Source organism: Seohaeicola saemankumensis, assembly GCF_042678485.1.
Taxonomy (GTDB): domain Bacteria; phylum Pseudomonadota; class Alphaproteobacteria; order Rhodobacterales; family Rhodobacteraceae; genus Seohaeicola; species Seohaeicola saemankumensis.
The window spans coordinates 419880-444653 of record NZ_JBHTKR010000005.1; the positions used below are offsets into that span (position 1 = coordinate 419880).

Here is a 24774-nt window from a genome sequence, read left to right on the forward strand (position 1 = left end):
GGATCAGACGATGAAACCGGAAACCATCCAGCGCGATTGGCTGCGACAGGCCCCACGGCTGACGATCGCAATCCTGCTTGTGCCGGTGGCAGCGGGCATGCTGGGCGTCATGGCGCCCGGCTTTGGCTGGTTTCCGGCCCTTGGGGGTACGGCGGTGTCACTGGATCCCTGGCGGGCGCTTCTGGCCTGGCCGGGATTGCCGGACGCGATCTGGCTGAGCCTTTTCACCGGTCTGGGCGCCACGGTGATCTCGCTTGTCATCACGGTGCTGATCTGCGCCGCCTGGCAGGGCAGCCGCGCCTTCTTGCTGATCGAACGCGCGCTTTCGCCGCTTTTGTCGGTGCCCCATGCGGCGGCGGCATTTGGCCTGGCGTTCCTGATCGCGCCGTCCGGGTGGATCGCACGGGCGCTGTCGCCCTGGGCGACGGGCTGGAACCAGCCGCCCGATATCCTGATCACGCAAGACGCCTGGGGCCTGTCGCTGATGGCCGGGCTGGTGATCAAGGAGGTGCCGTTTCTGCTGCTCATGACCCTGGCGGCTTTGGGTCAGGTGCCTGCGCGCCGCTCGGTTCTTGTGGCGCAGACCATGGGGTACGGGCGGATGGCGGGATGGATCCTGACGGTCTTTCCGCGGCTTTACCCGCAGATCCGCCTGCCGGTCTACGCGGTGCTGGCCTATTCCTGTTCGGTGATCGACGTGGCGCTGATCCTGGGCCCCACACGGCCTTCGACCCTTTCGGTGCAGGTGCTTGACTGGCTTTCCGATCCTGACCTGAGCCTGCGGTTTCAGGCCGCTGCCGGGGCAATGCTGCAACTGGCGCTGGTGCTCGGCGTCCTGCTGCTGTGGCGGACAGGCGAGCATCTGGCCGCGCGGCTGGGCACCGCCTGGGTGCGCGGCGGTCATCGGCTGGCCGCCGAAAGGGCGGTGCGCGCCGCGTCGATGGGGCTGGCGCTGACCATGACCCTGGCCGTCGGGCTGGGGATCCTGGGCCTGGCGGTCTGGTCCGTCGCTGGGTTCTGGACCTTTCCGGATCTGCTGCCGGATCAGTTCACCCTGCGCAACTGGACACGCCAATCCGCGACGGTGACGGGCACCGCGCTGGAAACCGTCATGATCGGCGTCTCGGCCACGGCCATCAGCATGGCGTTGACCCTCGCCTGCCTGGAGGCCGAGTATCGCTTTGGCCTGCGCCAGACGCGCCGCGCGCTCTGGCTGCTCTACCTGCCATTGCTGGTGCCGCAAGCGACCTTTCTGATCGGGCTTCAGACGCTTGCCATAGGCACCGGGATCGGCGGTGCGCGGGCAGCCGTGATTGCGGCGCATGTGGTGTTCGTGCTGCCTTATGTGTTTCTGTCGCTGTCCGATCCCTGGCGCGCCTGGGATGTGCGGCAGGGTCTGGTGGCGGCAAGCCTGGGGGCAGATGCAAACCGCATCCTGTGGCGTGTACGCCTGCCCATGCTGATGCGGCCCGTTCTGACGGCGGCGGCGGTGGGATTTGCCGTGTCGGTCGGGCAGTATCTGCCGACGCTGCTGATCGGGATGGGGCGGGTCAGCACCCTCACGACCGAGGCGGTGGCCCTGTCATCAGGGGGTGACCGCAGGCTGATCGGTGTCTATGCCCTGTCGCAGACACTATTGCCGCTGCTGGGGTTCATGATCGCCATTCTGCTGCCGGCACTGATCTGGCGCAACCGGCGCGGTGTTCTGGAAAGGGTGTAGACAGGTATGACAACGGGGCTGCATCTGGATCACCTGAGGATCACGCTGGACGACCGGCGGCTTGTCGATCTGAACGAGCATGTCGCACCCGGCGAGATCCTGACCGTGATGGGACCATCCGGGTCGGGCAAATCCACGCTGCTGTCGGTACTGATCGGACAGCCCGATCCGGGGTTCACGGTGACGGGCCGGGTGGCGCTGGACGGGCAAGACCTAAACGGGCTGGGGCCGCAAGCACGCCGGATCGGGCTGCTGTTTCAGGATGACCTGCTGTTTCCACATCTGTCAGTGGGCCAGAACCTGGCCTTTGCCCTGCCCGCTTGGGTCAAGGGTCGTGCCACGCGCGAGGCGCGTATCGCGGCGGCGCTGGAGGCGGCGGAGCTGGACGGCTTCGCGAACCGCGATCCGGCCACGTTATCGGGCGGTCAACGCGCCCGCGTGGCCCTGATGCGCTGCCTGCTGAGCGCGCCGCGCGCGCTGTTGCTGGACGAACCGTTTTCACGGCTGGATGCGGACCTGCGCCGCCAGATGCGGGATTTTGTCTTTGGCCGCATACGCGCCGAAGCCATCCCCGCGATCCTTGTGACCCATGATCTGGAGGATGCGCTGGCTGCCGGAGGCAAGGTGATCACGCCCCTGGGTGAGGTCAGGCAGACCGCGAAGCCTGCCTGATGATCATTTTCAGGCGTTCCACGGCCGGTCGCCCGCCGCATCCTTGACGCGGGTGGGCAGGCCGATCTGATCCAGCAGGGTCAGGAAGGGTTTGGGATCCAGTTCCTCGACATTGACCATCGTGCCGATGTCCCATGTGCCATTCGCAATCAGCATCGCGGCGGCAACCGGGGGCACACCCGCGGTATAGGAAATGCCCTGACTGCCCACCTCGTTATAGGCATCCTTGTGGTCGGCGACGTTGTAGATGAACACTTCGACTTCCTTGCCGTCCTTGATGCCCTTCACCAGATCACCGATGCAGGTCTTGCCCACGTAATCGGGCGCAAGGCTGGACGGGTCAGGCAGTACGGCCTTGACGACCTTGAGGGGGATCACCTCAAGCCCTTCGGCGGTTTTCACGGGCTGTTCGGACAGCAGGCCAAGGTTCTTCAGCACGGTGAAGACGTTGATGTAATGGTCGCCAAAACCCATCCAGAAGCGCACATCGGCGTCGGGGTAGTTTGCCGCCAGTGAATGCACCTCGTCATGGCCGGTCATGTAGGCTTTCTGTTTGCCCACGACGGGCAGATCCCATTCGCGGCCCACTTCGAACATGGTGTTGGTCTGCCATGCGCCATTCTGCCAGCTGTAGACCGTTCCGGTGAATTCGCGAAAGTTGATCTCCGGGTCGAAATTGGTCGAGAACCAGCGCCCGTGCGAGCCTGCGTTGATATCCACGATGTCGATCGAGGTCACGGTATCCATGTAGTCATCCGCCGCCAGCCGCGCATAGGCGTTGACCACACCGGGATCGAACCCGATCCCCAGGATGGCGGTCACCCCCGCCTTTTCGCAGGCTTCGCGCCGCTTCCATTCGTAATTGCCATACCAGGGCGGCGTTTCGCAGATCTTGGCGGGATCTTCATGGATCGCGGTGTCCATATAGGCAGCACCCGTGTCGATGCAGGCTTGCAGCACGGTCATGTTCACGAAGGGAGAGCCGACATTGATCACGATCCGGGCGCCTGTGTCGCGGATCAGCTGCGCCACGGCGGCGCTGTCCATCGCATCCAGCGCATGGGCCTTGAAGACGCCCGGCTGTTTCATCGCGCCTTTTTCATGCACGGAATCCAGGATCGCCTGACATTTCGCGACAGTGCGGCTGGCGATATGCAGATCCCCCAGCACGTCATTGTTCTGCGCGCATTTATGCGCCACGACCTGGGCCACGCCACCGGCGCCGATGATAAGCACGTTGCGTTTCATGGGATCAGCAGACCTCCGCTTGGTTTGAATGCAAGGATGCGCCCGCAAGGGCACGGTGATCAGGACAGGGCAGACACGAACTCGTCATAGCCGAAGTCGCGCACCAGACGTTCGGTGCCGTCCAGTTCGCGGATCGCGATGGCGGGCATCTTGACGCCGTTGAACCAGTTCTTCTTGACCATCGTGTAACCCGCCGCGTCCTGGACGCTGATCCGGTCCCCGGCCTTGAGGGCCTTGGGAAAGCGGAACTCGCCAAAGATGTCACCGGCCAGGCAGGACTTGCCGCAGATCATCCATTCCTCGGGGCCCTCATTCGGGGCCACCTTGGCGCTTTCGCGGTAGATCAGCAGGTCCAGCATATGCGCCTCGATCGAGCTGTCGACGATGGCAAGGTTCTTGCCGTTGTAAAGCGTGTCGAGAACCGTCAATTCCAGCGTTGTCGACTTGGTGATCGCGGCCTCGCCAGGCTCCAGATACACCTGCACCTCGTTCTGACCGGCAAAGCGTTTCAGCCGTTCCGCCAGACGGTCCAGCGGATAGCCCTCGCCGGTGAAATGGATGCCGCCGCCAAGCGAAATCCAGTCCATCTTGCGGATCAGATGACCGAAGCGCTGCTCGATGCTGCCCAGCATCGCATCGAAACGGTCGAAATCCGCATTCTCGCAGTTGTTGTGAAACATGAAGCCGCTGATCTGGTCCAGCACGGGTTCGATCACCGCCGGGTCATGTTCACCCAGCCGGCTGAAGGGGCGCGCGGGATCGGCCAGATCGAAGCTGGAGGTGGATACACCGGGGTTGACCCGCAGACCGCGCGTGTGCCCCCGGCTGACCGCTTCGAACCGGCCAAGCTGGCCTGCGGTGTTGAAGATCACCTTGTCCGAATTGGCCAGCACCTCGTCGATCTCATGATCGGCCCAGGCAACGGAATAGGCATGCGTTTCACCGGGAAACTTGTCGCGCCCCAGCTTCAGCTCGAACAGCGAGGAAGACGTGGTGCCGTCCATATATTCGGACATCATGTCGAAGACCGACCAGGTGGCAAAGCACTTGAGCGCCAGCAGCGCCTTCGCACCGGACACCTCGCGCAGATGCGCGATCTTTTCCATGTTGGGCAGCAGATGTGCCTTGTCGATCAGGTAGTAAGGCGTGTTCAGCATCGTGCCTTCCCCCAAGTATAGCGGCCCAACACAGGATGGGCGGGTATCGAAACAGGAAGCGGGTGGATAGGGCCAATCGTCCGCCGCATCAAGCAAAAACCGATATCGAGCGGCAAGACCGTGATGCCCGGTTCACTCCTCGCCATCGACCTTGCCGCGCATCGCCTTGACCTCGCCGCGCACCTTCTTGGCCTTGATGCGCCGCTTGACCGACCCGAAGGTGGGCTTTGTCGCAACCCGCCGCTTGGGCGCGACAAGTGCGGCGCGGATCAGGTCTGCCAGACGGTCGCGCGCGATCTCGCGATTGCGGACCTGGCTGCGCGTCTCATCCACCTGCAAGACGATGGCGCCATCCTTGGTCCAGCGCCGCCCGGCCAGACGCCGCAGGCGGTTTTTCACGGGCAGGGGCAAATTGGGCGAGCGTTCGGCCTCGAAGCGCAGCTCGACCGCCGAGGACACCTTGTTGACGTTCTGCCCGCCCGGCCCGCTGGCGCGGATGAACTGTTCGGTCAGTTCCCAATCCTCGATCGCGATGTCGTCGTTGATCCGCAGCATGCAGGCTTGCCCGTCCAGAGTGATGACCAGAATGATGATCCGCCCGACCATAGCCCATGGCAGCGGCAAACAGAAAGGGCCACCCTTGCGGATGGCCCTCTGAGATTCACGGAGGTGGGGCCGGTTAGGCTCTCACCAATTCGGATGCTGCATCCCCCGAGGGCTGCCTCAGGACTGCGCCCCCCGAACTGTTCCGACACCTCTCTCCAATATCCCGTTAGACACTAGAGCACCTCCTTTCAATTGTTTCGCCTGACCTCAGGTTGCCACAGATTCGGAGGATGTCAAAACAAAATCATGTGGTGCGCCCTGTAAGTGCACCCACGATGATGCGGAACGGCACAAGTGCCACCAAAGCGAGCAAAAGCTTCACCAGCCAGTCGGCCAAGGCAAGGGATACCCATAGCGGAACCATCGGCCCCACACCCAGAAGCGGCAGAACCTCAGCCGCCCAGGACACGTCATTCGCCGGCTCGATGAAGGACAGGCTGGCGGAAAAGGCGATGGTGAAGAACAGCGCGGTATCGACCGACGAGCCGATCAGCGTCGAAGCCAGCGGCGCGCGCCACCAGCGGCCCTCGCGCAGGCGGTCGAAGATCGCAACATCCAGAAGCTGCGCCGTCAGGAAGGCCAGACCCGAGCCGATGGCGATACGCAAGGTGACCAGCGGGCCGAATTCGCCCATGATCTGCGTACCGATAAGCGAGCAGATCACCCCCACCACAAACCCGGCAAAGACCACGCGACGCGCAGGCCCCGGACCATAGACGCGGTTCATCACGTCAGTGACAAGAAAGGCCAGCGGATAGGTGAATGCCCCCCAGGTCAGCCATTGGCCGAACAGGAACTGGACAAGGATGTTGGAGGCCACGACGATCGCGGCCATGGCAAGAATGCCGGGAAGATGGGTGCGGTTCATATCAGTGCCCGTTTTGACAAGGTTGCGGCGACTTGGCCCCGGTTGGGGGCGATACGGATCGAAGGCCGCCGTTTACTGCCTGTGGGCCGGGCTGGCAAGGGCCGGGCTGAGACGGGGCAGGTCGGCAAGGCGCGGGGCGACGGCATATTCCACGATCTCGGTGCGCTGAAAGAAGCGGAAGTTGTCATCCGCGATCATCGTGAGGCGTATCCGCCCGGCCGCATCCTGCCAGACGGCAATGCCTTCCAGATTGTCATGCGTCGCCGTGCCGGTCTGCAAAAGCAGCTCCTCGGCCTGGATCCGGTCACCCGTCACATCAAACCGCCGCACCCTGCTGCGGAACCCCGGCCCGGTCAGCGCGCGTTCCAGCACGTAGAGCCAGCCATCAGGGCCGAAATCAAGGCCAACCGGCAAGAAACCATCGCTGCGTGACAGGCTGAAGGGAATGTCCCAACCTTGACCGTCGTAGCGATAGACCGGAAAGGGCCGATCCAGCGCGCCAGATCTTTCGGGCAGCGTGAACAGATGACCGCGCGCATCCATGGCCAACCCCTCGAGCGAGGAATTGAGCTGCATGCCCGAAAAATCTGCATGGCCGGGCACAGGGATCGCCGCCGCATCCCTGTCGGCATAGCGCACGATCCGGTGCTCACCCTCGAAAGAGACATGGAACCCACCTTGCGGACCCAGGGCCAGACCTTCGGAATCCGAAGCAAGACGGCGCAGCGGATTGCCCCTGCCGTCACGCAAGGGTCTGGGTGGGTCTGCCGTGATGGCCGTGATGCGGCCCGTCGCATCCCGCGTCATCCGGCCCGCGACGCTGTACCCCTTGTCGGTCAAGGCGATGAACCGCTGCCCGTCATCGACAAACGCCAGCGCGGAAAACCCGCCGAATGCCGGGTCGTCCATCGTCCAGCGGGTGCTGCCAAGATAGGTCGCGGCCCCCGGCTGCCCGGCATCGGTTGTCAGAACAAGCGCGATGCAGAGCCCCGCGACCGCCCCTAGCGCAAGCGCAAGACGGCGGCGCATTGATCGGGCAGATCGGCAAGGGTCAGATCGCGGCGCGGCTTGGGCTTGGGCGCATTGGGATCACGTGGCTTGGCCGGGGGTGGATTCAGGATGTTGTTCACCCAGCCCTGCGCCTCGTCGCAGCCATCACCGGGCGGTGGCGCGCCTTGGTCCAGACAGCCGCGCGCGCCGGGCGGACAATTCAGACGCACATGGAAATGATAGTGATGCCCATACCAGGGCCGGATCTTGCGAAGATAGGCGCGGTTGCCGCGCTCATCCTTGCACATCTGCACCTTGGCGCCGGGAAAGACGAAGATCCGTGCCACGCGCGGATCAGACGCGGCTGCCTTGATCACCTCGTGATGCTGGCGTGTCCAGCTGGCGTTGACATAGGCGCCTTCGGCGCGGCGCAGCGAGATCGAGGAGATGTTCTCACGCTCGTTTCGGCTGAGGTTCAGCCGCTGGGGCGGCAGCATCCAGATATCGGCGTCCAGTCCGATCTGATGGCTGGCGTGCCCGGTCAGCATCGGCCCGCCACGCGGCTGGCTGATGTCGCCGATGTAAAGCCCGCTCCAGCCGGGCTGTCGGGCGGCAAAGCCGGACAGATCCTTGAGAAAGGCAACCGTTTCCGGATGGCCCCAGTTGCGATTGCGCGACAGGCGCATGGCCTGCCAAGTCGGCCCGGTTTCAGGCAATTCGACCGCCCCGGCGATGCAGCCCTTCGCATAGCCACCGAAGGGCGCGGGCTGTGCTGCGGCCGGCGTCCTTTGGGCGCCGAACAGCTGCTTGGCGGCCTGCGCGTCGGCCGTGTCTGCCAGCGCCACACTCAGAAACAGGGCAATCGTCAGGATCAGGTGGCGCGAGCGGCCCATGCTTTTGCATCTCCTTCGGGTTTCACCCAACCTAGCAAGAAAAGGCCCAGAAGGAAAAGCACGATCAGCGGGGTCACGCCCAACTGCTGGCTTTGCGTCACCGCCGTCATGATGCCGATGGACAGCGGCGCGATGAAGGACGTGGCCTTTCCCGCCAGCGCATAAAGCCCGAAGGCTTCGGTCATGCGCGCGGGGTTGGCCTGGCGCACCATCATCGTGCGGCTGGCCGCCTGGATGACCCCCCCCGCCGCACCGATCAGCGCGCCGAGGATGTAGAAGGTGATGTCGGGCAGGTTCGACGTGGCCTCGACCGGGATGCCGTAAACGCTGTCGCGCGACACGAACACGATCGAGATCGCCACGAAGGTCAGCACAAGAATGCAGGTGCGGATCACCCGCATGGGGCCAAACCGGTCATCCGCCTTGCCCCCGATCCAGGCAAAGATCGTGCCCGAAATGATGGCGACGATCCCGAAGACGCCCGTATCCACCACGGACCATTCCAGAACGCCCGCCGCATAGATGCCACCGAAGACATACATCCCGTTCAGCGCGTCACGGTAGAACATGGACGAGGCAAGATAGGCGAAAAGCGAGGGGGTCTGCGGCAGGGCGCGCACCGTGCTCACCACCTCGCGCAGGGCGCGGGCCACGGCGCCGGGCGCCGCGCGCACGGGTTTGGGATCGCGCACCCACAGGAAAAACGGGATCATGAAGACAATATACCAGATCGCGGTCAGGGGACCGACGGCGCGCGTACCCTCGCGCTGGCTGGCGTCAAGCCCCAGGATCGGGTCGATGCCGATGAAGGTCTTGCCGGTCGTGGCGCTTTCGGCCAAGAGCGCCAGCATGATGATCAGCGTGACCATGCCGCCAAGATAGCCGAAGGCCCAGCCATTCCCGGAAATGCGGCCGATCTGGTCGCGCGGGCCCAGATCCGGCAGCATGGAATTGGTGAAGATGGTCGCGAACTCCATCCCGATCATGCCGATGGCGAAGAACACAAGCGTCAGCACCAGGTTGAAATCATCCGGTGCGGCCCACCACAGCCCGAAGGCGCCGATGACATACATGACCGAAAACAGCCAGATATAGCGCATCCGGTTACCCGATGTGTCGGCCAGGGCGCCCAGGAAAGGCGCCAGGACCGCGATCACGAAACCCGCAGCCCCGATCCCGAACCCCCATGCCGATTGCGCGGCAGTGCCGTCACCCATCAGTTCCTTGACGTAAGGCGCGAAGATGAAGGTGATCAGTAGCGTGTTGTAGGGTTGGCTGGCCCAGTCGAAAAAGAACCAGCCCCAGATGCGTCGCCGCATGGAAATCGCTGTCATGCCGTCCCCCCGGGTCCGCCCTCAGACGGGCTATTGCGCCGGATAAGACAAGCAATTCATGACAGTGGCAAGTCAATCCTCGTCAGGGGCTCATGCCAGGGGGGCACTGTCCTGCATGGGTGGCCAGGGGCGCAGGTCCTCGGCGGCGACCCAGGCCGCGATCCAGCCGGGCATCGGCGGCGACGTGATGTCCCCCGCGATGACGCGCGCCATCTTTTCCGGCGCGACGATCCCGTTGCGATCGGTCAGGGCCGCGCGATAGACGATGTGATTGGCGCAGTCGCCATTCGCCTTCCACATGGACTGTTCCAGATAGATGAAACGCGCATCCCAGCATAGCGCGCGCGAGCGCATCTCGACCACCTCGAACAGGCGGATGCGGCGACGATAGCGCACGATGGCCCCGGCCATGGTCAGGCCCCAGCCATTGCGCCGCATCACGCCGATCAGCCCGACGCGCCGAACCAGCGGCAGCCGCCCCAGATCATAGAGGGTCAGGGTGCGGCCGTTGTTCAGCTCCATCCAGGGGTCGATGTCCCAGGGCAGGCACATGTGACGCGAAACATGCGTTCCGGTCAGCGGCAGCGCGGGCGCGCTGCGAAAGCGGATGAACTGGGCGGCAAGGCGAAAGACGGGATACATCGGATGCTCCTGTATGTGCCCGCTTTTCTTGGCGGGCCAGCCGCCTGCGTCAAGGCGAACGTGGGGGCAGGATGGCGGCAGGCCTTGCCACCGGGGCGCGCCGCGCTTACCTGTGGGGCAATCAAATCCAAGGACCCGATCGAATGATTGCGATTTACCAGACCCTTGCCCTGATACTGGATGTGGTCTTCTTCATCATGCTGGCCCATATCATCATGAGCTGGCTGATCAGTTTTCAGGTGTTGAACCTGCATCAGCAGCTTGTCGGCCAGATCTGGACCGGGCTGAACCGCGTGCTGGAACCGATCTATACCCCGATCCGGCGTGTGCTGCCCGATACCAGACCGCTGGACCTGGCCCCGCTGGTGGCCTTTATCGCGGTCATTTCACTGCGCGATTTCATCCTGCCCGCCATCCTTCTGGGATAATCCCCGCTTTCCGCCTTGTCGGCGTCTTTGGCGTCTACTGCCCTCTTGCCCAACAACCCATGGTGTGGGATTAGTCGGAAAAGAGCAGATATAGACAGACCGACAGGGGGTCCCATGCAAAGCGCCGTCCCGCTGCTGCGCGATATCTTCGGATTCGACGCCTTCCGCCCGGGACAGGCCGAGATCGTGGAGGCCGTGGCCCAGGGGCGCAACGTGCTGGCCATCATGCCCACGGGCGGCGGCAAGTCCCTGTGCTTCCAACTGCCCGCCCTGATGCGCGAAGGCGTCACGGTCGTGATCTCGCCCTTGATCGCCCTGATGCGGGATCAGGTCCGCGCCCTGCGCGAGGCCGGGGTCGAGGCGGGCGCGCTGACTTCCGGCAATACGCCCGAGGAAACCGATGCCGTCTGGCTGGCGCTGGAGGAAAAGCGCCTCAAGCTGCTTTATATCGCGCCGGAACGGCTGGCGGCACATTCGTCTTTCGGGATGCTCAAACGCGCCGGTGTCAGCCTGATCGCGGTGGATGAGGCGCATTGCGTCAGCCAGTGGGGCCATGACTTCCGCCCCGATTACCTGCGCATCGGTGAATTGCGCCGCGCCCTGGACGTGCCGCTGGCCGCCTTCACCGCCACGGCCGATGCCGAAACCCAGGACGAGATCATCGCGCGCCTGTTCGACGGGCAGGCGCCGCAAAAGTTCCTGCGCGGGTTCGACCGGCCCAATATCCACCTGGCCTTTGCCGCCAAGGACAACCCGCGCCGCCAGATCCTGAGCTTCGCCGCCGCGCGCAAGGGCCAATCAGGCATCGTCTATTGCGGCACCCGCGCCAAGACCGAAACACTGGCCCAGGCCCTGCGCGAGGCGGGGCATGCCGCCTGCCATTACCACGGCGGAATGGAGGCCGAGGATCGGCGCCAGACCGAAACCCGTTTCCAGCAGGAGGACGGGCTGATCGTCGTGGCCACAGTCGCCTTCGGCATGGGGATCGACAAGCCCGATATCCGCTGGGTGGCCCATGCCGACCTGCCCAAGTCGATCGAGGCCTATTACCAGGAAATCGGCCGCGCCGGGCGGGATGGCGCCCCCGCCGAAACGCTGACCCTCTATGGGCCTGACGACATCCGCCTGCGCCGCAGCCAGATCGACGAGGGGCTGGCCCCAGCCGATCGGCGGATGGCCGATCATGCGCGGCTGAACGCTTTGCTGGGGCTGGCCGAAGCACTGGAATGTCGCCGCCAGACCTTGCTGCGCTATTTCGGCGAGACGCCTGACCCCTGCGGTAATTGTGACCTCTGCGACACCCCGGCGGCCGTCTTTGACGGTACGCTGGCGGTACGCAAGGCCCTTTCGGCGATCCTGCGTACCGACGAATGGTTCGGCGCGGGACATCTGATCGACATCCTGACCGGCACCGCCACCGACAAGGTGCGCGAACGCGGCCATGACGGCTTGCCGACCTTCGGGGTGGGCAAGGATTACTCCAAACCGCAATGGCAGGCGATCTTTCGGCAGATGATGGGGCATGACCTGATCCGCCCCGACCCCGAACGCCATGGTGCATTGCGGATGACGGATGTGGCCCGCCCCATCCTGCGCGATGAGGCGTCGATCATCCTGCGCAGCGATTCAGTGGCCAAGCCTGACCGCCGTCCGGCGGTGAAAACGCTTGTGTCGGACGAGGATGCGCCGCTGCTGTCTGCCCTGAAAGCCAAACGGCGCGCCCTGGCCGAGACCGCCCGCGTGCCAGCCTATGTGATCTTTACCGACAAGACCCTGATCGAGATGGCCGAAACCAGGCCCGCCACGATGGACGCGATGGCGCGGATCGGCGGGGTGGGTGCAAAAAAGCTGGAAAGCTATGGCGCCACCTTCCTTGAGGTGATCACCGGATCGGTAGAGCAGATGCACCCGGCCCGTCGCAAGATCGCGGGCCGGTCAGAGGCCACGCTTTACGACCGCTTGCTGGCCGCGCAAGCCGATCTGGCGCGGGGATCTGACGGGGTGGACAAACCGCTGAGCTGTTCCGCCGCCCTGCTGGCCAAGGTGGCGCAGCTGCGCCCGCGCGATGCCCGCGAGATGGAGCGCCTGCTGGGCGACAAGCGCGCGGAACGTTTTGGCCCCGCTTTTCTGGACGTGCTGCGCGATGCGGGCTAGATCACCCGCAAGACTGCTGAAAAGGGGAAAACAATGCTGATCACCGTCTCGCCCGCCAAGAAGCTGGACATGACCGCAGTTGCGGACCTGACCCCGAGCCGGCCCGATTTTGCGGCCGATGCGGACACGCTGGCCAAGGTTGCGCGCGACCTGACGGTGAAGGATCTGCAAAAGCTGATGGGGATCAGCGAAAGCCTAGCCAAGCTCAACGCCGAACGCTTCCGCGACTTCGGCACGATGGAGGAAAAGCCTGCCGCCCTTGCCTTTGCCGGGGACACCTATCAGGGGCTTGAAGCCGGATCGCTGGACGCCGATGAAATGGCCTTTGCCCAGGATCATCTGCGTATCCTGTCCGGCCTTTACGGCGTGCTGCGCCCGCTGGACGCGATCCAGCCTTACCGGCTGGAAATGGGCAGCCGGCTGAAGACGCCGCGCGGTGCCTCGCTTTACGATTATTGGGGCGACCGGATCGCGCAGGCGTTGAATGCACAGGCCGAGGTTCTGGGCACCGACACGCTGGTGAATTGCGCCAGCCAGGAATATTTCGGCGCGGTGGACCTGTCGGCGCTGAAGCTGCGGGTCATCACCCCCGTTTTCCTTGAAGAAAAGAATGGTGAGGCCAAGATCGTCAGCTTCTACGCCAAGAAGGCACGCGGCGCGATGGCGCGCTTCATCATTCAGCGGCGCCTGACAAGCGCCGAAGGGCTGCGGGATTTCGACACCGGCGGCTATGGCTTCCGCCCTGACCTGAGCGACGGGGATCGCTGGGTTTTCCTGCGCGACGCGGTGGCGGCGGAAAAGGCCGCCTGAGGATCAGGATCACGCGGAAAGATCCTGAACCCGCTCCGGCATGTCTTCCGGCGGGATGGCGCCTGGCGGGCAATGCGCCACGATCCGCGCCAACAGATCGGCCTTGCGCATCGGTTTTGGCATGTAGTCGTCCAGACCGGCGGCAAGGATCATGTCGCGGTCACCCTCCATCGCGTGCGCCGTCATCGCGATGACAGGCACCCGTGCCGTCCCCGTGGCCTTTTCTTCGGCCCGCAGCTGCGCGGTGGCTTCCTTTCCGTCCATTTCGGGCATGGAGATATCCATGAAGATCAGGTCGGGCTTGAAGCTGCGATGAAGTTCGACCGCCTCCTTGCCATTCGCGGCAAAGCGCAGATCGATCTGCAGGTGCTGCAGCATTCTGGACAGGACCAACTGGTTCGTCCGGTTGTCTTCCGCCGCCAGAACCCGCATCAGCCGCGCCTTTGGGTCTGTATCAGGTTCGGTTGGGGCCGCCTTCGGCACGGATGGCACCGGCATTTCCGCAGGCTTCTGATCCGTCTCGGCGGGCAGCGGGTACAACCCGCCCAGCGCCGCGAAAAGGTGACGGCGCGGGACAGGTTTTTGCAGGATGGCATGCAACAGGACATGCGCGGGATCCTGTTCCGCAAAGCCCGCGTTGGAGGTGAACAGCAGGATCGGGGCGGCATATCCCGCCGCGCGCATGGCGTCGGCCAGTTCCAGCCCGTCCATGTCGGGCATGCTGTGCTCTGTCAGGACCAGATCAAACCCATCGGCCAGCAGGGCAAGCGCATCCTGACCACTGGCACAGGCGACAACCTCGATGCCCAGGGCTTGCATCTGGCGCATCAGGACGGTGCGGTTCACCTCAAGCGGATCAACGACAAGTGCGCGCGCCACCCCGTGTCCCGGCGCCACCGAACCCGCCGCGGGATCGCCATGCGCGCTGTCGACAACGGGCAGATCCAGACGGAAACCGAAAACGCTGCCGCGCCCTTCTTCCGAATCCACCCAGATCTTGCCGCCCATCAGGCCGATCAGCCGCTTCGAGATCGCCAGACCCAGCCCGGTCCCTTCGAACCTGCGGTTTCGCTCATCCTCGACCTGGTTGAACTCGCCGAAGACATGCTCGATCTTGTCGGCTGATATGCCGATCCCGGTGTCTTCGATCAGCACATGCACCTGCCCCAGGTCGCTGCCTTCGGCATGCACCCCCACGACGCGTATCAGCACATGACCTGACAGGGTGAATTTCACCGCATTGCCGATCAGGTTGGTCAGAACCTGGCGGATACGCCCCGGATCGCCCGTGAACATGGTCGGCAGGAACAGATCATAATCGACCAGCAGTTCCAGACCCTTCTGGCGCGCCGCGGGCTGAAGCAGCAGGATCACCTCGTGAATGGCGCGTTCCAGATCGAATGGTTCGGGATGCAAGGTCAGCCGCTCCGCCTCGATCTTGGAGTAATCCAGAACATCGTTGATGATGACCAGAAGCGCCTCGCCCGAGGTCTTGATTGTGTTGGCGTAAAGACGCTGCTCTTCGGTCAGCGCGGTCTCGCCCAGCAGGTCCGCCATGCCGACGACACCATTCATGGGCGTGCGGATTTCATGGCTCATATTCGCGAGGAACGCGGATTTCGCACGGTTGGCCGCTTCCGCCTTTTCGCGGGCACGGCGCAACTTCTTCTGGTAGCGCACCGTTTCGGTGATGTTCAGCGCCAGGCTGACCACGTCGCCACCCTTGCCGCGCTGGTCGATCAGCTTGATGTATTCATTGTTCCACAAACGGATCACGGTGGGCTCTGGCGCGGGCATGTCCCATCGCGCCTGCATCATGGCGCGCCATTCGGCAGGGGCATGCGTGCCGATGTTGACGATCCCCTCTTCGGTCAGCAATTGCAGGATGCGCGGATAGGTAATGCCGGGGCCCACCTCCTCCAGGTCTTCGAACACCGACAGATAGGCGCGATTAGCGGCGATCATCCGGTTGTCGAGGTCAAAGAAGGCAAAACCGTCCTGAATCGTTTCGATCGAATGCCACAGGCGGCGTTCCGCAATCTCGACCTTCTGGTGCGCGGCCGACAGATCCGACTTCACGCGCCGGTTTTCATCCTGCACGGTCTGAACACGCGCACGGGTTTCGTGGATTTCCTCGGACAGCGCCTGCGCGTGGCGACCCAGCTTGCGATTGGCGGCAAAGAGTTCGGCCTGCTTCAGCTCAAGCATACGCTCCGCGGCAAGCCGCGCACGCCGTTCTTCAGCCAGTTTGTTGGCAAGGCTCATTCCTGACCTTTCCGAATGCAGGGGCAGCGTTTCCGGTTCGTCCGGCACTATCGGAGAGCAAGGTGAATTCCCGGTAAACACAGACCTGATGCGGCGCAGGAATCCTTGCGCCATGCAACAGTGCCATGCACCATGCCACCAAAGAGGAGGATCGCCCATGCAACGCCTGACAGCCCTGTCTCGTGGTCCTGGCCTTGGCCGTTTCCTTGGGTTTTGTCTTGGGTTGGGGCTGTCCGTCCTGGCCGGCAACCTGCCGGGGCAGGCCCAGGCTCAGGCTCACACTCAGGACCTGTTGCCGGACGCAGGATTTGTCGTCACGCAGGACATGGATTTTCCCGGCGGCGATCTGCAACCGCTGTTTGACACCACCATCAGCGCCTGCCGCACCATTTGCCTGGCAGATCCCGCCTGTCGGGCCTTCACCTTCAACAGCCGGTCCAGGGCCTGTTTTCCGAAATCGGTGATTGCCGCGCGCAGCCCCTTCGCCGGGGCCATATCGGCCGAATTGCGCCGCACCGATCCGCAGCTGCTGGAAACCTCGGTCGCGCGTGGGGCTGATCTGACCTTTCTGGATCGCACAACGCTGGAAAGCGCGCGCGACCTTGCGATGGAAATCGGCTTTCTGCATCCCGCCGGGGATCTCGATCTGGACCAGGTGCTGCAAGCCGCGCTTGAGCGCGCGAATGCCGGCGATCACGCCAATGCCGCGCATTGGATCGGTGCAGCCATCAGCCTGAGCGACCGATCAGATCTGTGGGTGGAATATGCCCGCCTTCTGGCGCGGATCAACCCGCAGCCCTATGACCAGCAGCAGCGTCTGAAGGCGCGCGCCATAGGCGCCGCGATCAATGGCTATCTGCGGGCGCAGGAGGCCGGATCGCAGGCCAGCGCGCTTGAGGTGCTCGCCCAACGCCTTGAGGATGCCGGGCGCGGTCACGACATGATCCCCGCCCTGCGGCTGGCACAGGCGATCGCACCACGTGCCGACATGGCGGCGGCACTGGAAGAGGCAGTTGGCAAATACGGGTTCCGCGTGACCGGCAACAGCGTGCAAAGCGATACGGCGGCACCGCGTATTTGCGTGGAATTCTCGGAGCCGCTGATCAAGGCCGGGCAGGATTATACCCCTTTCCTTGGTCTTCCATACGCCACCCTTTCGGTCGTCGCCGAGGACAGGCAGCTTTGCGTCGATGGCCTGCGTCATGGCGCGCGCTACCGGATCGTGTTGCGGTCGGGCCTGCCCGCAGCCAGCGGCGAGACCCTGATGCGCGATGTCGAACAGACGCTTTACGTGCGCGACCGCAGCCCCGGCATCGTCTTTCCCGGACGTGCCTATGTGCTGGCGCGCAGCGCGGATGCGGCGCTGCCGGTGCAGACGGTCAATCTGGACCGGATCGACCTGACATTGCGGCGCGTCAGCGACCGCAACCTGCTGCGCGCCATGCAGGACAACTATTTCGGCGCGACCCTGCCCGAATGGCAGGCGCGTGGCTTTGCCACAGACATCGCCGAAAATGTCTGGACCGGAAGCGGCAGCACCCGGAACAGCCTGAACCAGGACATGACGACGCGCCTGCCGCTGGGCGATGTGCTGGCCGGAATGCCTGCGGGGATCTATGCGCTGACCGCGCATATCCCCGGCGCCGATCCCTACGAGGATCCCGGCGCCACCCAATGGTTCGTGCTGTCGGATCTGGGTGTCTCGACCATGCTGGGCAACGATGGCCTGCATGTGGTCGTGCGCCGCCTGTCCGATGCGGGCGCGCTGGAAGGGGCCGCGGTCAGCCTGCTGAGCCGGGCCAATGCCGTGATCGCGGAAGGGCAGACCGACGCCCAAGGCTATCTGCGCTTTGCCCCCGGCCTGACGCGAGGCACCGGATCGGCGGCACCCGCGCTGGTCGTGGTGCGCCACGGCGCGCGCACAGGTGCAGGCAGCGAGCAGGCGTCAGAGACGGATATCCCCGAGGATATGACCTTCCTGTCGCTGACCGACCCCGCCTTCGATCTGTCGGATCGCGGCGTGCAGGGCCGCCCGCCAAGCCCGCCGATCGATGTGTTTCTGGCCACCGACCGTGGCGCCTACCGCGTGGGCGAGGTGATCCATGCCACGGTCCTGGCACGCGACGACACCGCTGCTGCCATCCCCGGCCTGCCCATCACCGCCATACTGATACGGCCTGATGGCGTCGAATATGCAAGGCTCCTGTCCAGCAACGATGCAGCGGGCGGGCATGTCTTTGCGCTGCCCCTGGGCGATGCCGTGCCGCGCGGCACATGGCGTCTGGATATCAAGGCCGATACAGAGGCAGCCCCCCTGGCAAGCCGCAACCTGCTGGTCGAGGATTTCCTGCCCGAGCGCATCGATTTCGAGCTGTCCCTGCCCGATGGGCCGATCCGTAGCGGCGACACGCCGCCCCTGACGGTGCAGGCGCGCTACCTGTTCGGCGCTCCTGGCGCCGATCTGGCGGTAGAGGGCGAAGTTCTGTTACGCGGAACGGACCGTCTTGAGGGCGTCCCGCTCTACCGTTTCGGGCGACATGACGATCCTGTCAGCCCCCGCATCCGGTCGCTTGAGCCTGCGCGCACCGATGCTGCCGGGCGGACATCCCTGCCCCTCACCCTGCCGGAGATACAGGCGGCCGGCAGCCCGCTTGAGGCGCAAATCACGCTGCGGATCAGCGAGGACGCGAACCGCCCCGTAGAGCGGCAGCTGCGCCGCGCCCTTGCACCCGACGGTCCGATGATCGGCATCCGCCCGATGTTCGACGGCACCCTGGCCGAAGGAACAGAGGCAGCCTTTCGCCTGATCGGCCTGACACCCGATCTTGCGCCCGCGCCGCTGTCCCTGCGCTGGACCGTGAACCGGGTCGAGACCCGGTATCAGTGGTATCAGCAGTTCGGTGACTGGCAATGGGAGCCGATCACCACCCGCACCCGCGTCGCCAGCGGCGAGGCGGTTCTGGGCGATGACCCGCTGGAGGTTTCAACCCCGGTGGACTGGGGTCGCTACGAACTGGTCGTGGAGACGCGGCAAGGCGCCTATGCCGCCTCGTCCATCGGTTTCGACGCCGGATGGTATGCACCGGCCGACACGGCGACAACGCCCGATCTGTTGGACCTGACGCTTGACCGGCCCAGCTATCGCAGCGGCGATACGGCCATCCTGCGGATCGTGCCGCGCCATGCAGGTATCGCCAGCATCGCGGTCATGTCGAACCGCCTGATCCAGATGCAGACAATCGCGGTGGATGAGGGTGAAAACCTGATCCCGCTTGCCGTGACCGACGACTGGGGCGCAGGCGCCTATGTCAGCGCGACGGTCATCCGCCCGATGGATGTGGCAGCAGGGCAGATGCCGGCCCGCGCCCTGGGGCTGGCCCATGCCGGGGTCGATCCCGGCGCGCGGCACCTGAAAGTCAGCATCGACGCCCCCGCGGCCGCCGACCCGCGCGCGCGGCTGGATACCGTGATCAAGGTCGAAGGGGTCATGCCCGGTGAAACCACCCATGTCACGCTGGCGGCTGTCGATCTGGGTATCCTCAACCTGACAGGTTTTCAAAGTCCTGACCCCTCGGCGCATTACTTCGGGCAGCGTCGCCTGGGGATGGAGTTGCGCGATCTTTACGGCCGATTGATCGACGGCATGAACGGCGCGATGGGACAGGTGCGATCGGGCGGGGATGCGGGCGCGCAGATACGCCTGCAATCGCCGCCGCCTACCGAGGACCTTCTGGCTTTCTTCAGCGGCCCCGTGACCATTGGGCCTGATGGGCGCGCGGTGGTCGGCTTCGATCTGCCCGCCTTCAACGGCACGGTGCGGTTGATGGCGGTGGCCTGGTCACCAAGCGGCGTGGGACAGGCCGAAGCGGATGTTCTGGTGCGCGATCCCGTGGTCGTGACGGCCAGCCTGCCGCGCTTTCTGGCCCCAGGCGATGACAGCCGCCTGCTGCTGGAGATCACGCATGCCGACGGGCCTGCCGGCCGCATGGGTCTGGACATCACCGCCGATGGCGTCCTTCTGGACAACACGAGCATTCCGTCAGGCGTGACGCTGGCTGCGGGTGAAAAACAAACCCTGTCCATTCCGATCGGGGCCGACGTGCCGGGCGATCACCGCCTGCGGATCGCCCTGACCAACCCGGACGGGCGGCAATTGCTGAAAACCCTGGTCTTGCCGGTGCGCGCCAATGATCCGGAAATATCGGCAACCGCGCGCCTGACACTTGCGCCCGGCGAGGCGCTTGACCTTGCCGCATCCACCCTTGACGGGCTGCGTGCCGGCACGGGTGCGCTGACGCTGACGGCGGGACCACTGGCGCGCTTCAATGCGCCCGCATTGCTGGCGATGCTGGACCGCTACCCCTATGGCTGCACAGAACAGATCGCAAGCCAGACCCTGCCGCTTCTGGCCTTGGGCAGCATGGCACAGGCCCTCGGCCTGACCGATCAGGAAAACATTCGCACCCGTATTGATCAGGCGCTCGATCGTATTCTGACCCGCCAATCGGCGAACGGGGCCTTCGGTTTGTGGCAGGCGGGGTCCGGGGATTTCTGGCTGGATGCCTATGTGACCGATCTGCTGTCGCGCGCCCGCACAGCCGGGCACCCCCTGCCCGAAAAGGCGTTTGGCGCGGCTTTGGACAACCTGCGTAACCGCATCAACTATGCCCCGGATTTCGACAGCGGCGGCGAGGACATCGCCTATGCACTGATGGTTCTGGCCCGCGAAGGCGCCGCCAACATGGGTGATCTGCGCTATTATGCCGACCAGAAAGCCGGCGCGCTGGCCACGCCGCTTGCCGTTGCACAATTGGGCGCCGCGCTCTCGTCCTATGGGGATCAGACGCGCGCGGACCGGCTGTTTGCCCAGGCCGGGCGCATGATCGCGGCCGCCGGCACAACCGAAACCGCGGAATGGCGTGCCGATTACGGCAGCAGCCTGCGCGATGCCGCAGGCGTGCTGGCCCTGGCGATCGAGGCAGGCAGCACGGCGGTGGACGCCACCACGCTGGGTCAACGCATCGCGGCGGCAAACCGGCCCTTCTCGACGCAGGAAGCCGCATGGTCGCTGCTGGCCGCACATGCCCTGGTGCGCGACCCCGGCGTGTCCGGGCTTGAGGTGAACGGCCTGCCCGTCGCCGGGCCCGTCCTGCGGGCCTCTGCGGCTGACCTGGCGTTGGCCCCCATCAGTCTGCGTAACGCAACCACGGCGCCGACAGAGGTGACACTGACCACCTTCGGCATCCCGGCAGGCCCGACCCAGGCCAGCGGCTATGGCTACCGGATCAGCCGCGATTACTACAGCATGGAAGGCGCGCCGCTGTCGCCAGCGGCGGTGCAGGCGGGCACGCGCATGGTCGCGGTGCTGACCGTGACGCCTGCCAACGGCGGGGGTGCGCGGCTGATGATCAACGATGCCCTGCCCGCCGGGTTCGAGATCGACAACCCCAACCTGATGCGCGCGGGCGATATCGCTGCACTGGACTGGCTGGACCCTGCCAATGCGGAACATGCCGAATTCCGCGCGGATCGTTTCCTGGCGGCCGTGGACTGGCAATCGGACGAGCCTTTCACCCTGGCCTATGTGCTGCGCGCAACTTCGCCAGGGGCCTTTCATCATCCGGCCGCGTTGGTCGAGGACATGTATCGCCCCGAATACAGGGCCACGACGGCATCCGGTCGGGTCGTGGTGACGGAATGACGCGATGACGCAAATGAGGCGCCTGTGGCCCTTTGCCCTTGTCGCCCTGCTGCTGGGCGCGGCGGCGGCACGCGATGCCACCGATGCCTGGATCGATGCGACAGGGCTTCCCGTGACCCTGCCGGACACTTCGGTCGAGGTGCGCGACAGGAACGGCGACCTGCTGCGCGCCTATATGGTCGCGGATGGGCGCTGGCGCCTGGCCCTGCAACCGGACCAGGTGGATCCCCGCTTTGTCGAGATGCTGCTGGCCTATGAGGACAAGCGATTTCGCGATCATGCGGGCGTGGACCCGCTGGCCCTGATCCGCGCCGCCGGGCAGGCCATGTGGCACGGGCGGATCGTTTCGGGCGGGTCGACCCTGACGATGCAGGTCGCGCGCCTGCTTGAGGACACAGGCACAGGGACATGGCCCGGCAAGCTGCGCCAGATCCGCGTGGCCCTGGCGCTGGAACGGCGGCTGAGCAAGGCGCAGATCCTTGGTCTTTACCTGACGCTTGCGCCCTATGGCGGCAATATCGAAGGGCTGCGCGCTGCCAGCCTTGCCTGGCTCGGCAAGGAACCGGCGCGCCTGACTGTGGCGCAAGGCGCGTTGCTGGTGGCCCTGCCCCAATCGCCAGCCGCGCGCCGTCCCGACCGCGCCCCCGATCAGGCGCGCGCAGCCCGCGACCGTGTGCTGGCGCGCCTGGCCCGGCAGGGTACGATCAGCGCCGAGACGGCGCAGGCCGCAACACACGAGCCGGTCCCGGTGCGGCGCATCCCCTTTCCGGCCCTCGCGCCGCATCTGGCAGACCGCGCCAGGGCACAGGATGCAACAGCGCCGCGCCACGACCTGACGCTTGACGCAGCCCTGCAACGCCTGCTGGAAAACCTTGCCACCGACGCCCTGCGCGGGCTGGGCGAACGGATTTCCATCGCGATCCTTGCCGCGGATCATGGCACTGGCGAGGTGCTTGCCTCGGTCGGATCGGCAGGTCTGGCCGAAGATGCCCGGCAAGGTTTTGTCGATATGACGACCGCCCTGCGCTCGCCCGGCTCGACGCTGAAGCCGCTGGTCTATGCACTGGCCTTCGACCGGGGGCTGGCCCACCCGGAAACCTTGATCGATGACCGGCCCGTCGCCTTCGGAACCTATGCTCCGCAGAATTTTGACGGGCTGTTCAGGGGTGAAGTCAGGGTGTCGGAAGCCTTGCGCCTCTCGCTCAATGTTCCCGTCGTACACCTGACAGAGGCGCTGGGCCCCGCCCATCTGATGGCCGCCCTGACCCGCGCCGGGATCAAGACCGCATTACCCGGCGGCCAACCGGGTCTGGCCGTCGCCCTTGGAGGTCTGGGTGTCAGCCTGGAAGGGCTGGTGCAGCTTTACGCGGGTCTTGCCAATGGCGGTCAGACTGTCCCGCTGCGCTGGAGAGCAGGCGACATGCCAGACGCGGGACAACAGATTGTCAGCCGTAGCGCGGCCTGGCAGGTGGCGCATATCATGGCCGGCATACCGCCGCCCTTGGGCGCGGCGGGGATGCGTCTGGCCTACAAGACGGGGACATCCTATGGCCATCGCGATGCCTGGGCCGTGGGTTTTGACGGCGCGCATGTGATTGGTGTCTGGATCGGTCGCCCCGATGGCACACCGGTGCCGGGCGCCTTTGGGGGCGATCTGGCCGCGCCCGTCCTGTTCCAGGCGTTCCAGCGCATCAAGCCGCAAGCGGACCCGCTGCCGCCGCCACCGCCTGAAACGCTGATCCTGCCAAACGCCAGCCTGCCCCTGCCCTTGCAACGCTTTGGCGCGCGGGGGGCCGCCCCTGTGGATGCCCCGCGTCTGGCCTTTCCGCCCGATGGCGCGCACCTGCCGCTGGCGGGACATGCGCTGACCGTGAAACTGCGCGACGGGGTGCCGCCCTTCACCTGGCTAGTGGATGGCGCACCGATCATCGTGGGCACGCATCGTCGCGAGGCGGCGCTGGACGGTCTGGGCAAGGGCCATGTGACCCTGTCTGTGATCGACGCGGCAGGCCGCGCCGACCGGGTGCAGGTGGTGCTGGAGTAACCCCGCCGGGGTTACTTCAAAATGCTCAGATACGCTCGATCGCCAGGGCGATACCCTGACCGCCGCCGATGCACATGGTGATCAGCGCGCGCTTGCCGCCGATCCGCTCCAGTTCCGCCAGCGCCTTGATCGTGATGATCGCACCCGTCGCACCCACCGGATGGCCCAGCGCGATGGCGCCGCCATTGGGGTTCACGATCGCGGGGTCGAGCCCCAGGCCACGGTTCACGGCAACGGCCTGCGCGGCGAAAGCCTCGTTGCTTTCGACCACGTCGAAATCGCTGGCCTTCAGCCCGGTGCGCGCCAGAAGCGCCTCGACGGCAGGAACCGGACCGATCCCCATCACCTCGGGGCGGACACCGGCATGGGCATATCCAAGGACCCGGGCCCGCGGCTTCAGCCCGGCCTTTTCCGCCGCATCGGCCCGCGCCAGCACCATGGCCGCCGCACCGTCATTGATGCCCGAGGCGTTGCCCGCCGTGACCGATCCGTCCTTCTTGAACACCGCTTTCAGCCCGGCCAGCGCCTCGAGACTGGTGGCCTTGGGGTGCTCGTCCGTGTCGAAAGCCACGGTCTGGCGCTTCACGGTCACTTCGACCGGCACGATCTGACCCTTGAACCGCCCCTCGGCGATGGCGCGGGCAGCACGGATCTGGCTTTCCATTGCGAAGGCGTCCTGATCGGCGCGGCTGATGCCATGCTCGCCCGCCACGTTTTCAGCCGTCACACCCATATGGCCCGACCCGAACGGACAGTTCAGCGTACCAAGCAGCATGTCCAGCGTGCGGATATCGCCCATCTTGGCGCCCCAGCGCTGATCCGGCACGATATAGGGGGCGCGGCTCATGCTTTCGGCGCCACCGGCCAGACCGAATTGCGCATCCCCCAGCATCAGGGACTGGATCACCGACACGATGGCCTGTGCACCCGATCCGCACAGCCTGTTCACATTCATCGCGGGCACGGTATCCGGGATGCCCGCCTTCATTGCGGCGACACGGGACAGGTACATGTCCTTGGGTTCGGTATTGATGACGTTGCCAAAGACCACATGGCCGATCTGTGCGCCCTCGACCCCGGATCGGGCAAGTGCCTCACGCGCGACGATCGCGCCCAATTCAGTGGGCGGTATGGCGGCCAATGCGCCGCCGAATGTGCCTATGGCGGTGCGCGCGCCGTCGAGAATGACGATATCGGTCATGGAAAATCCCCCCTGCGATGACATCTGATCAACCGTTTGGT

General features: G+C 65.0%; 17 protein-coding genes. 7 read left to right on the top strand and 10 right to left on the bottom strand.

The features are described from left to right. The first annotated feature begins 10 nt into the window (after nucleotides 1–10). Together ACFQ3C_RS14355 and ACFQ3C_RS14360 are read left to right on the top strand one after the other, a co-directional pair. Nucleotides 11–1720 carry an ABC transporter permease gene (locus tag ACFQ3C_RS14355; protein WP_380793164.1) on the top strand — a complete coding sequence of 570 codons (1710 nt, stop codon included), beginning with the start codon at nucleotides 11–13 and terminating at the stop codon, nucleotides 1718–1720. A 6-nt stretch (nucleotides 1721–1726) separates the two neighbouring features. Further along, nucleotides 1727–2392, top strand: coding sequence for an ATP-binding cassette domain-containing protein (locus ACFQ3C_RS14360; protein WP_380793166.1), 666 nt, complete (start codon nucleotides 1727–1729; stop codon nucleotides 2390–2392). A 9-nt stretch (nucleotides 2393–2401) separates the two neighbouring features. Here ACFQ3C_RS14360 and ACFQ3C_RS14365 read toward each other — a convergent pair whose 3' ends face one another. The 8 genes from ACFQ3C_RS14365 to ACFQ3C_RS14400 form a co-directional block, all read right to left on the bottom strand. Further along, on the bottom strand, nucleotides 2402–3640 hold the full coding sequence (locus ACFQ3C_RS14365) for a saccharopine dehydrogenase family protein (protein WP_380793170.1): 1239 nt from the start codon (nucleotides 3638–3640) through the stop codon (nucleotides 2402–2404). Between the two features lie 59 nt (nucleotides 3641–3699). Continuing rightward, nucleotides 3700–4794, bottom strand: a complete 1095-nt coding sequence (locus tag ACFQ3C_RS14370) for a carboxynorspermidine decarboxylase (protein WP_380793356.1) — start codon at nucleotides 4792–4794, stop codon at nucleotides 3700–3702. 135 nt (nucleotides 4795–4929) lie between these two features. Next, a complete protein-coding gene (arfB, locus tag ACFQ3C_RS14375; protein WP_380793358.1) occupies nucleotides 4930–5352 on the bottom strand; it encodes an alternative ribosome rescue aminoacyl-tRNA hydrolase ArfB in 423 nt (140 codons plus the stop codon). Between the two features lie 295 nt (nucleotides 5353–5647). Continuing rightward, complete coding sequence (locus ACFQ3C_RS14380; RefSeq protein ID WP_380793173.1) at nucleotides 5648–6271, bottom strand: queuosine precursor transporter; 624 nt, start codon at nucleotides 6269–6271, stop codon at nucleotides 5648–5650. 72 nt (nucleotides 6272–6343) lie between these two features. Next, on the bottom strand, nucleotides 6344–7300 hold the full coding sequence (locus tag ACFQ3C_RS14385; protein WP_380793175.1) for an esterase-like activity of phytase family protein: 957 nt from the start codon (nucleotides 7298–7300) through the stop codon (nucleotides 6344–6346). Next, nucleotides 7273–8154, bottom strand: coding sequence for a penicillin-insensitive murein endopeptidase (gene mepA / locus ACFQ3C_RS14390; protein WP_380793177.1), 882 nt, complete (start codon nucleotides 8152–8154; stop codon nucleotides 7273–7275). The genes ACFQ3C_RS14385 and mepA overlap by 28 nt, the downstream gene beginning before the upstream one ends. Further along, entirely contained in the window at nucleotides 8133–9473 is a 1341-nt protein-coding gene (locus tag ACFQ3C_RS14395) for an MFS transporter (protein WP_380793179.1), read from the bottom strand. Before ACFQ3C_RS14395 ends, mepA begins: the two co-directional genes overlap by 22 nt. A gap of 105 nt (nucleotides 9474–9578) precedes the next feature. Further along, nucleotides 9579–10130, bottom strand: a complete 552-nt coding sequence (locus ACFQ3C_RS14400; protein ID WP_380793181.1) for an acyl-CoA thioesterase — start codon at nucleotides 10128–10130, stop codon at nucleotides 9579–9581. Between the two features lie 143 nt (nucleotides 10131–10273). Here ACFQ3C_RS14400 and ACFQ3C_RS14405 point away from each other — a divergent pair, with 143 nt between their 5' ends. The 3 genes from ACFQ3C_RS14405 to yaaA all read left to right on the top strand — a co-directional run bounded on the left by ACFQ3C_RS14405 (nucleotide 10274) and on the right by yaaA (nucleotide 13522). After that, on the top strand, nucleotides 10274–10558 hold the full coding sequence (locus ACFQ3C_RS14405) for a YggT family protein (protein WP_380793184.1): 285 nt from the start codon (nucleotides 10274–10276) through the stop codon (nucleotides 10556–10558). A 114-nt stretch (nucleotides 10559–10672) separates the two neighbouring features. After that, on the top strand, nucleotides 10673–12712 hold the full coding sequence (gene recQ, locus ACFQ3C_RS14410; protein ID WP_380793186.1) for a DNA helicase RecQ: 2040 nt from the start codon (nucleotides 10673–10675) through the stop codon (nucleotides 12710–12712). Between the two features lie 33 nt (nucleotides 12713–12745). Next, nucleotides 12746–13522, top strand: a complete 777-nt coding sequence (yaaA, locus tag ACFQ3C_RS14415) for a peroxide stress protein YaaA (protein ID WP_380793188.1) — start codon at nucleotides 12746–12748, stop codon at nucleotides 13520–13522. 9 nt (nucleotides 13523–13531) lie between these two features. On the opposite strand, the gene ACFQ3C_RS14420 is transcribed toward yaaA, so the two are convergent. Beyond that, the gene (locus ACFQ3C_RS14420) at nucleotides 13532–15787 is read right to left on the bottom strand and encodes a response regulator (protein WP_380793190.1); all 2256 of its coding nucleotides are present in this window, start codon (nucleotides 15785–15787) and stop codon (nucleotides 13532–13534) included. A gap of 157 nt (nucleotides 15788–15944) precedes the next feature. Between ACFQ3C_RS14420 and ACFQ3C_RS14425 the strand changes: the two genes are divergently transcribed. Both ACFQ3C_RS14425 and pbpC read left to right on the top strand, forming a co-directional pair. Further along, entirely contained in the window at nucleotides 15945–21488 is a 5544-nt protein-coding gene (locus ACFQ3C_RS14425; RefSeq protein ID WP_380793192.1) for an alpha-2-macroglobulin family protein, read from the top strand. A 4-nt stretch (nucleotides 21489–21492) separates the two neighbouring features. After that, nucleotides 21493–23532, top strand: coding sequence for a penicillin-binding protein 1C (pbpC, locus tag ACFQ3C_RS14430; RefSeq protein WP_380793194.1), 2040 nt, complete (start codon nucleotides 21493–21495; stop codon nucleotides 23530–23532). Nucleotides 23533–23557: 25 nt separating this feature from the next. Here pbpC and ACFQ3C_RS14435 read toward each other — a convergent pair whose 3' ends face one another. Beyond that, entirely contained in the window at nucleotides 23558–24733 is a 1176-nt protein-coding gene (locus tag ACFQ3C_RS14435) for an acetyl-CoA C-acyltransferase family protein (RefSeq protein ID WP_380793196.1), read from the bottom strand. Nucleotides 24734–24774: the final 41 nt, after the last annotated feature.

What these genes read in the sequence shown, in the direction of transcription:
- ACFQ3C_RS14380 (WP_380793173.1), bottom strand. Translation starts at nt 6,271, where the DNA reads ATGAACCGCACCCATCTTCCCGGCATTCTTGCCATGGCCGCGATCGTC.
- ACFQ3C_RS14360 (WP_380793166.1), top strand. Translation starts at nt 1,727, where the DNA reads ATGACAACGGGGCTGCATCTGGATCACCTGAGGATCACGCTGGACGAC.
- ACFQ3C_RS14425 (WP_380793192.1), top strand. Translation starts at nt 15,945, where the DNA reads ATGCAACGCCTGACAGCCCTGTCTCGTGGTCCTGGCCTTGGCCGTTTC.
- ACFQ3C_RS14355 (WP_380793164.1), top strand. Translation starts at nt 11, where the DNA reads ATGAAACCGGAAACCATCCAGCGCGATTGGCTGCGACAGGCCCCACGG.
- pbpC (WP_380793194.1), top strand. Translation starts at nt 21,493, where the DNA reads ATGACGCAAATGAGGCGCCTGTGGCCCTTTGCCCTTGTCGCCCTGCTG.
- ACFQ3C_RS14405 (WP_380793184.1), top strand. Translation starts at nt 10,274, where the DNA reads ATGATTGCGATTTACCAGACCCTTGCCCTGATACTGGATGTGGTCTTC.
- arfB (WP_380793358.1), bottom strand. Translation starts at nt 5,352, where the DNA reads ATGCTGCGGATCAACGACGACATCGCGATCGAGGATTGGGAACTGACC.
- mepA (WP_380793177.1), bottom strand. Translation starts at nt 8,154, where the DNA reads ATGGGCCGCTCGCGCCACCTGATCCTGACGATTGCCCTGTTTCTGAGT.
- ACFQ3C_RS14420 (WP_380793190.1), bottom strand. Translation starts at nt 15,787, where the DNA reads ATGAGCCTTGCCAACAAACTGGCTGAAGAACGGCGTGCGCGGCTTGCC.
- ACFQ3C_RS14385 (WP_380793175.1), bottom strand. Translation starts at nt 7,300, where the DNA reads ATGCGCCGCCGTCTTGCGCTTGCGCTAGGGGCGGTCGCGGGGCTCTGC.
- ACFQ3C_RS14395 (WP_380793179.1), bottom strand. Translation starts at nt 9,473, where the DNA reads ATGCGGCGACGCATCTGGGGCTGGTTCTTTTTCGACTGGGCCAGCCAA.
- ACFQ3C_RS14435 (WP_380793196.1), bottom strand. Translation starts at nt 24,733, where the DNA reads ATGACCGATATCGTCATTCTCGACGGCGCGCGCACCGCCATAGGCACA.
- ACFQ3C_RS14365 (WP_380793170.1), bottom strand. Translation starts at nt 3,640, where the DNA reads ATGAAACGCAACGTGCTTATCATCGGCGCCGGTGGCGTGGCCCAGGTC.
- yaaA (WP_380793188.1), top strand. Translation starts at nt 12,746, where the DNA reads ATGCTGATCACCGTCTCGCCCGCCAAGAAGCTGGACATGACCGCAGTT.
- ACFQ3C_RS14400 (WP_380793181.1), bottom strand. Translation starts at nt 10,130, where the DNA reads ATGTATCCCGTCTTTCGCCTTGCCGCCCAGTTCATCCGCTTTCGCAGC.
- recQ (WP_380793186.1), top strand. Translation starts at nt 10,673, where the DNA reads ATGCAAAGCGCCGTCCCGCTGCTGCGCGATATCTTCGGATTCGACGCC.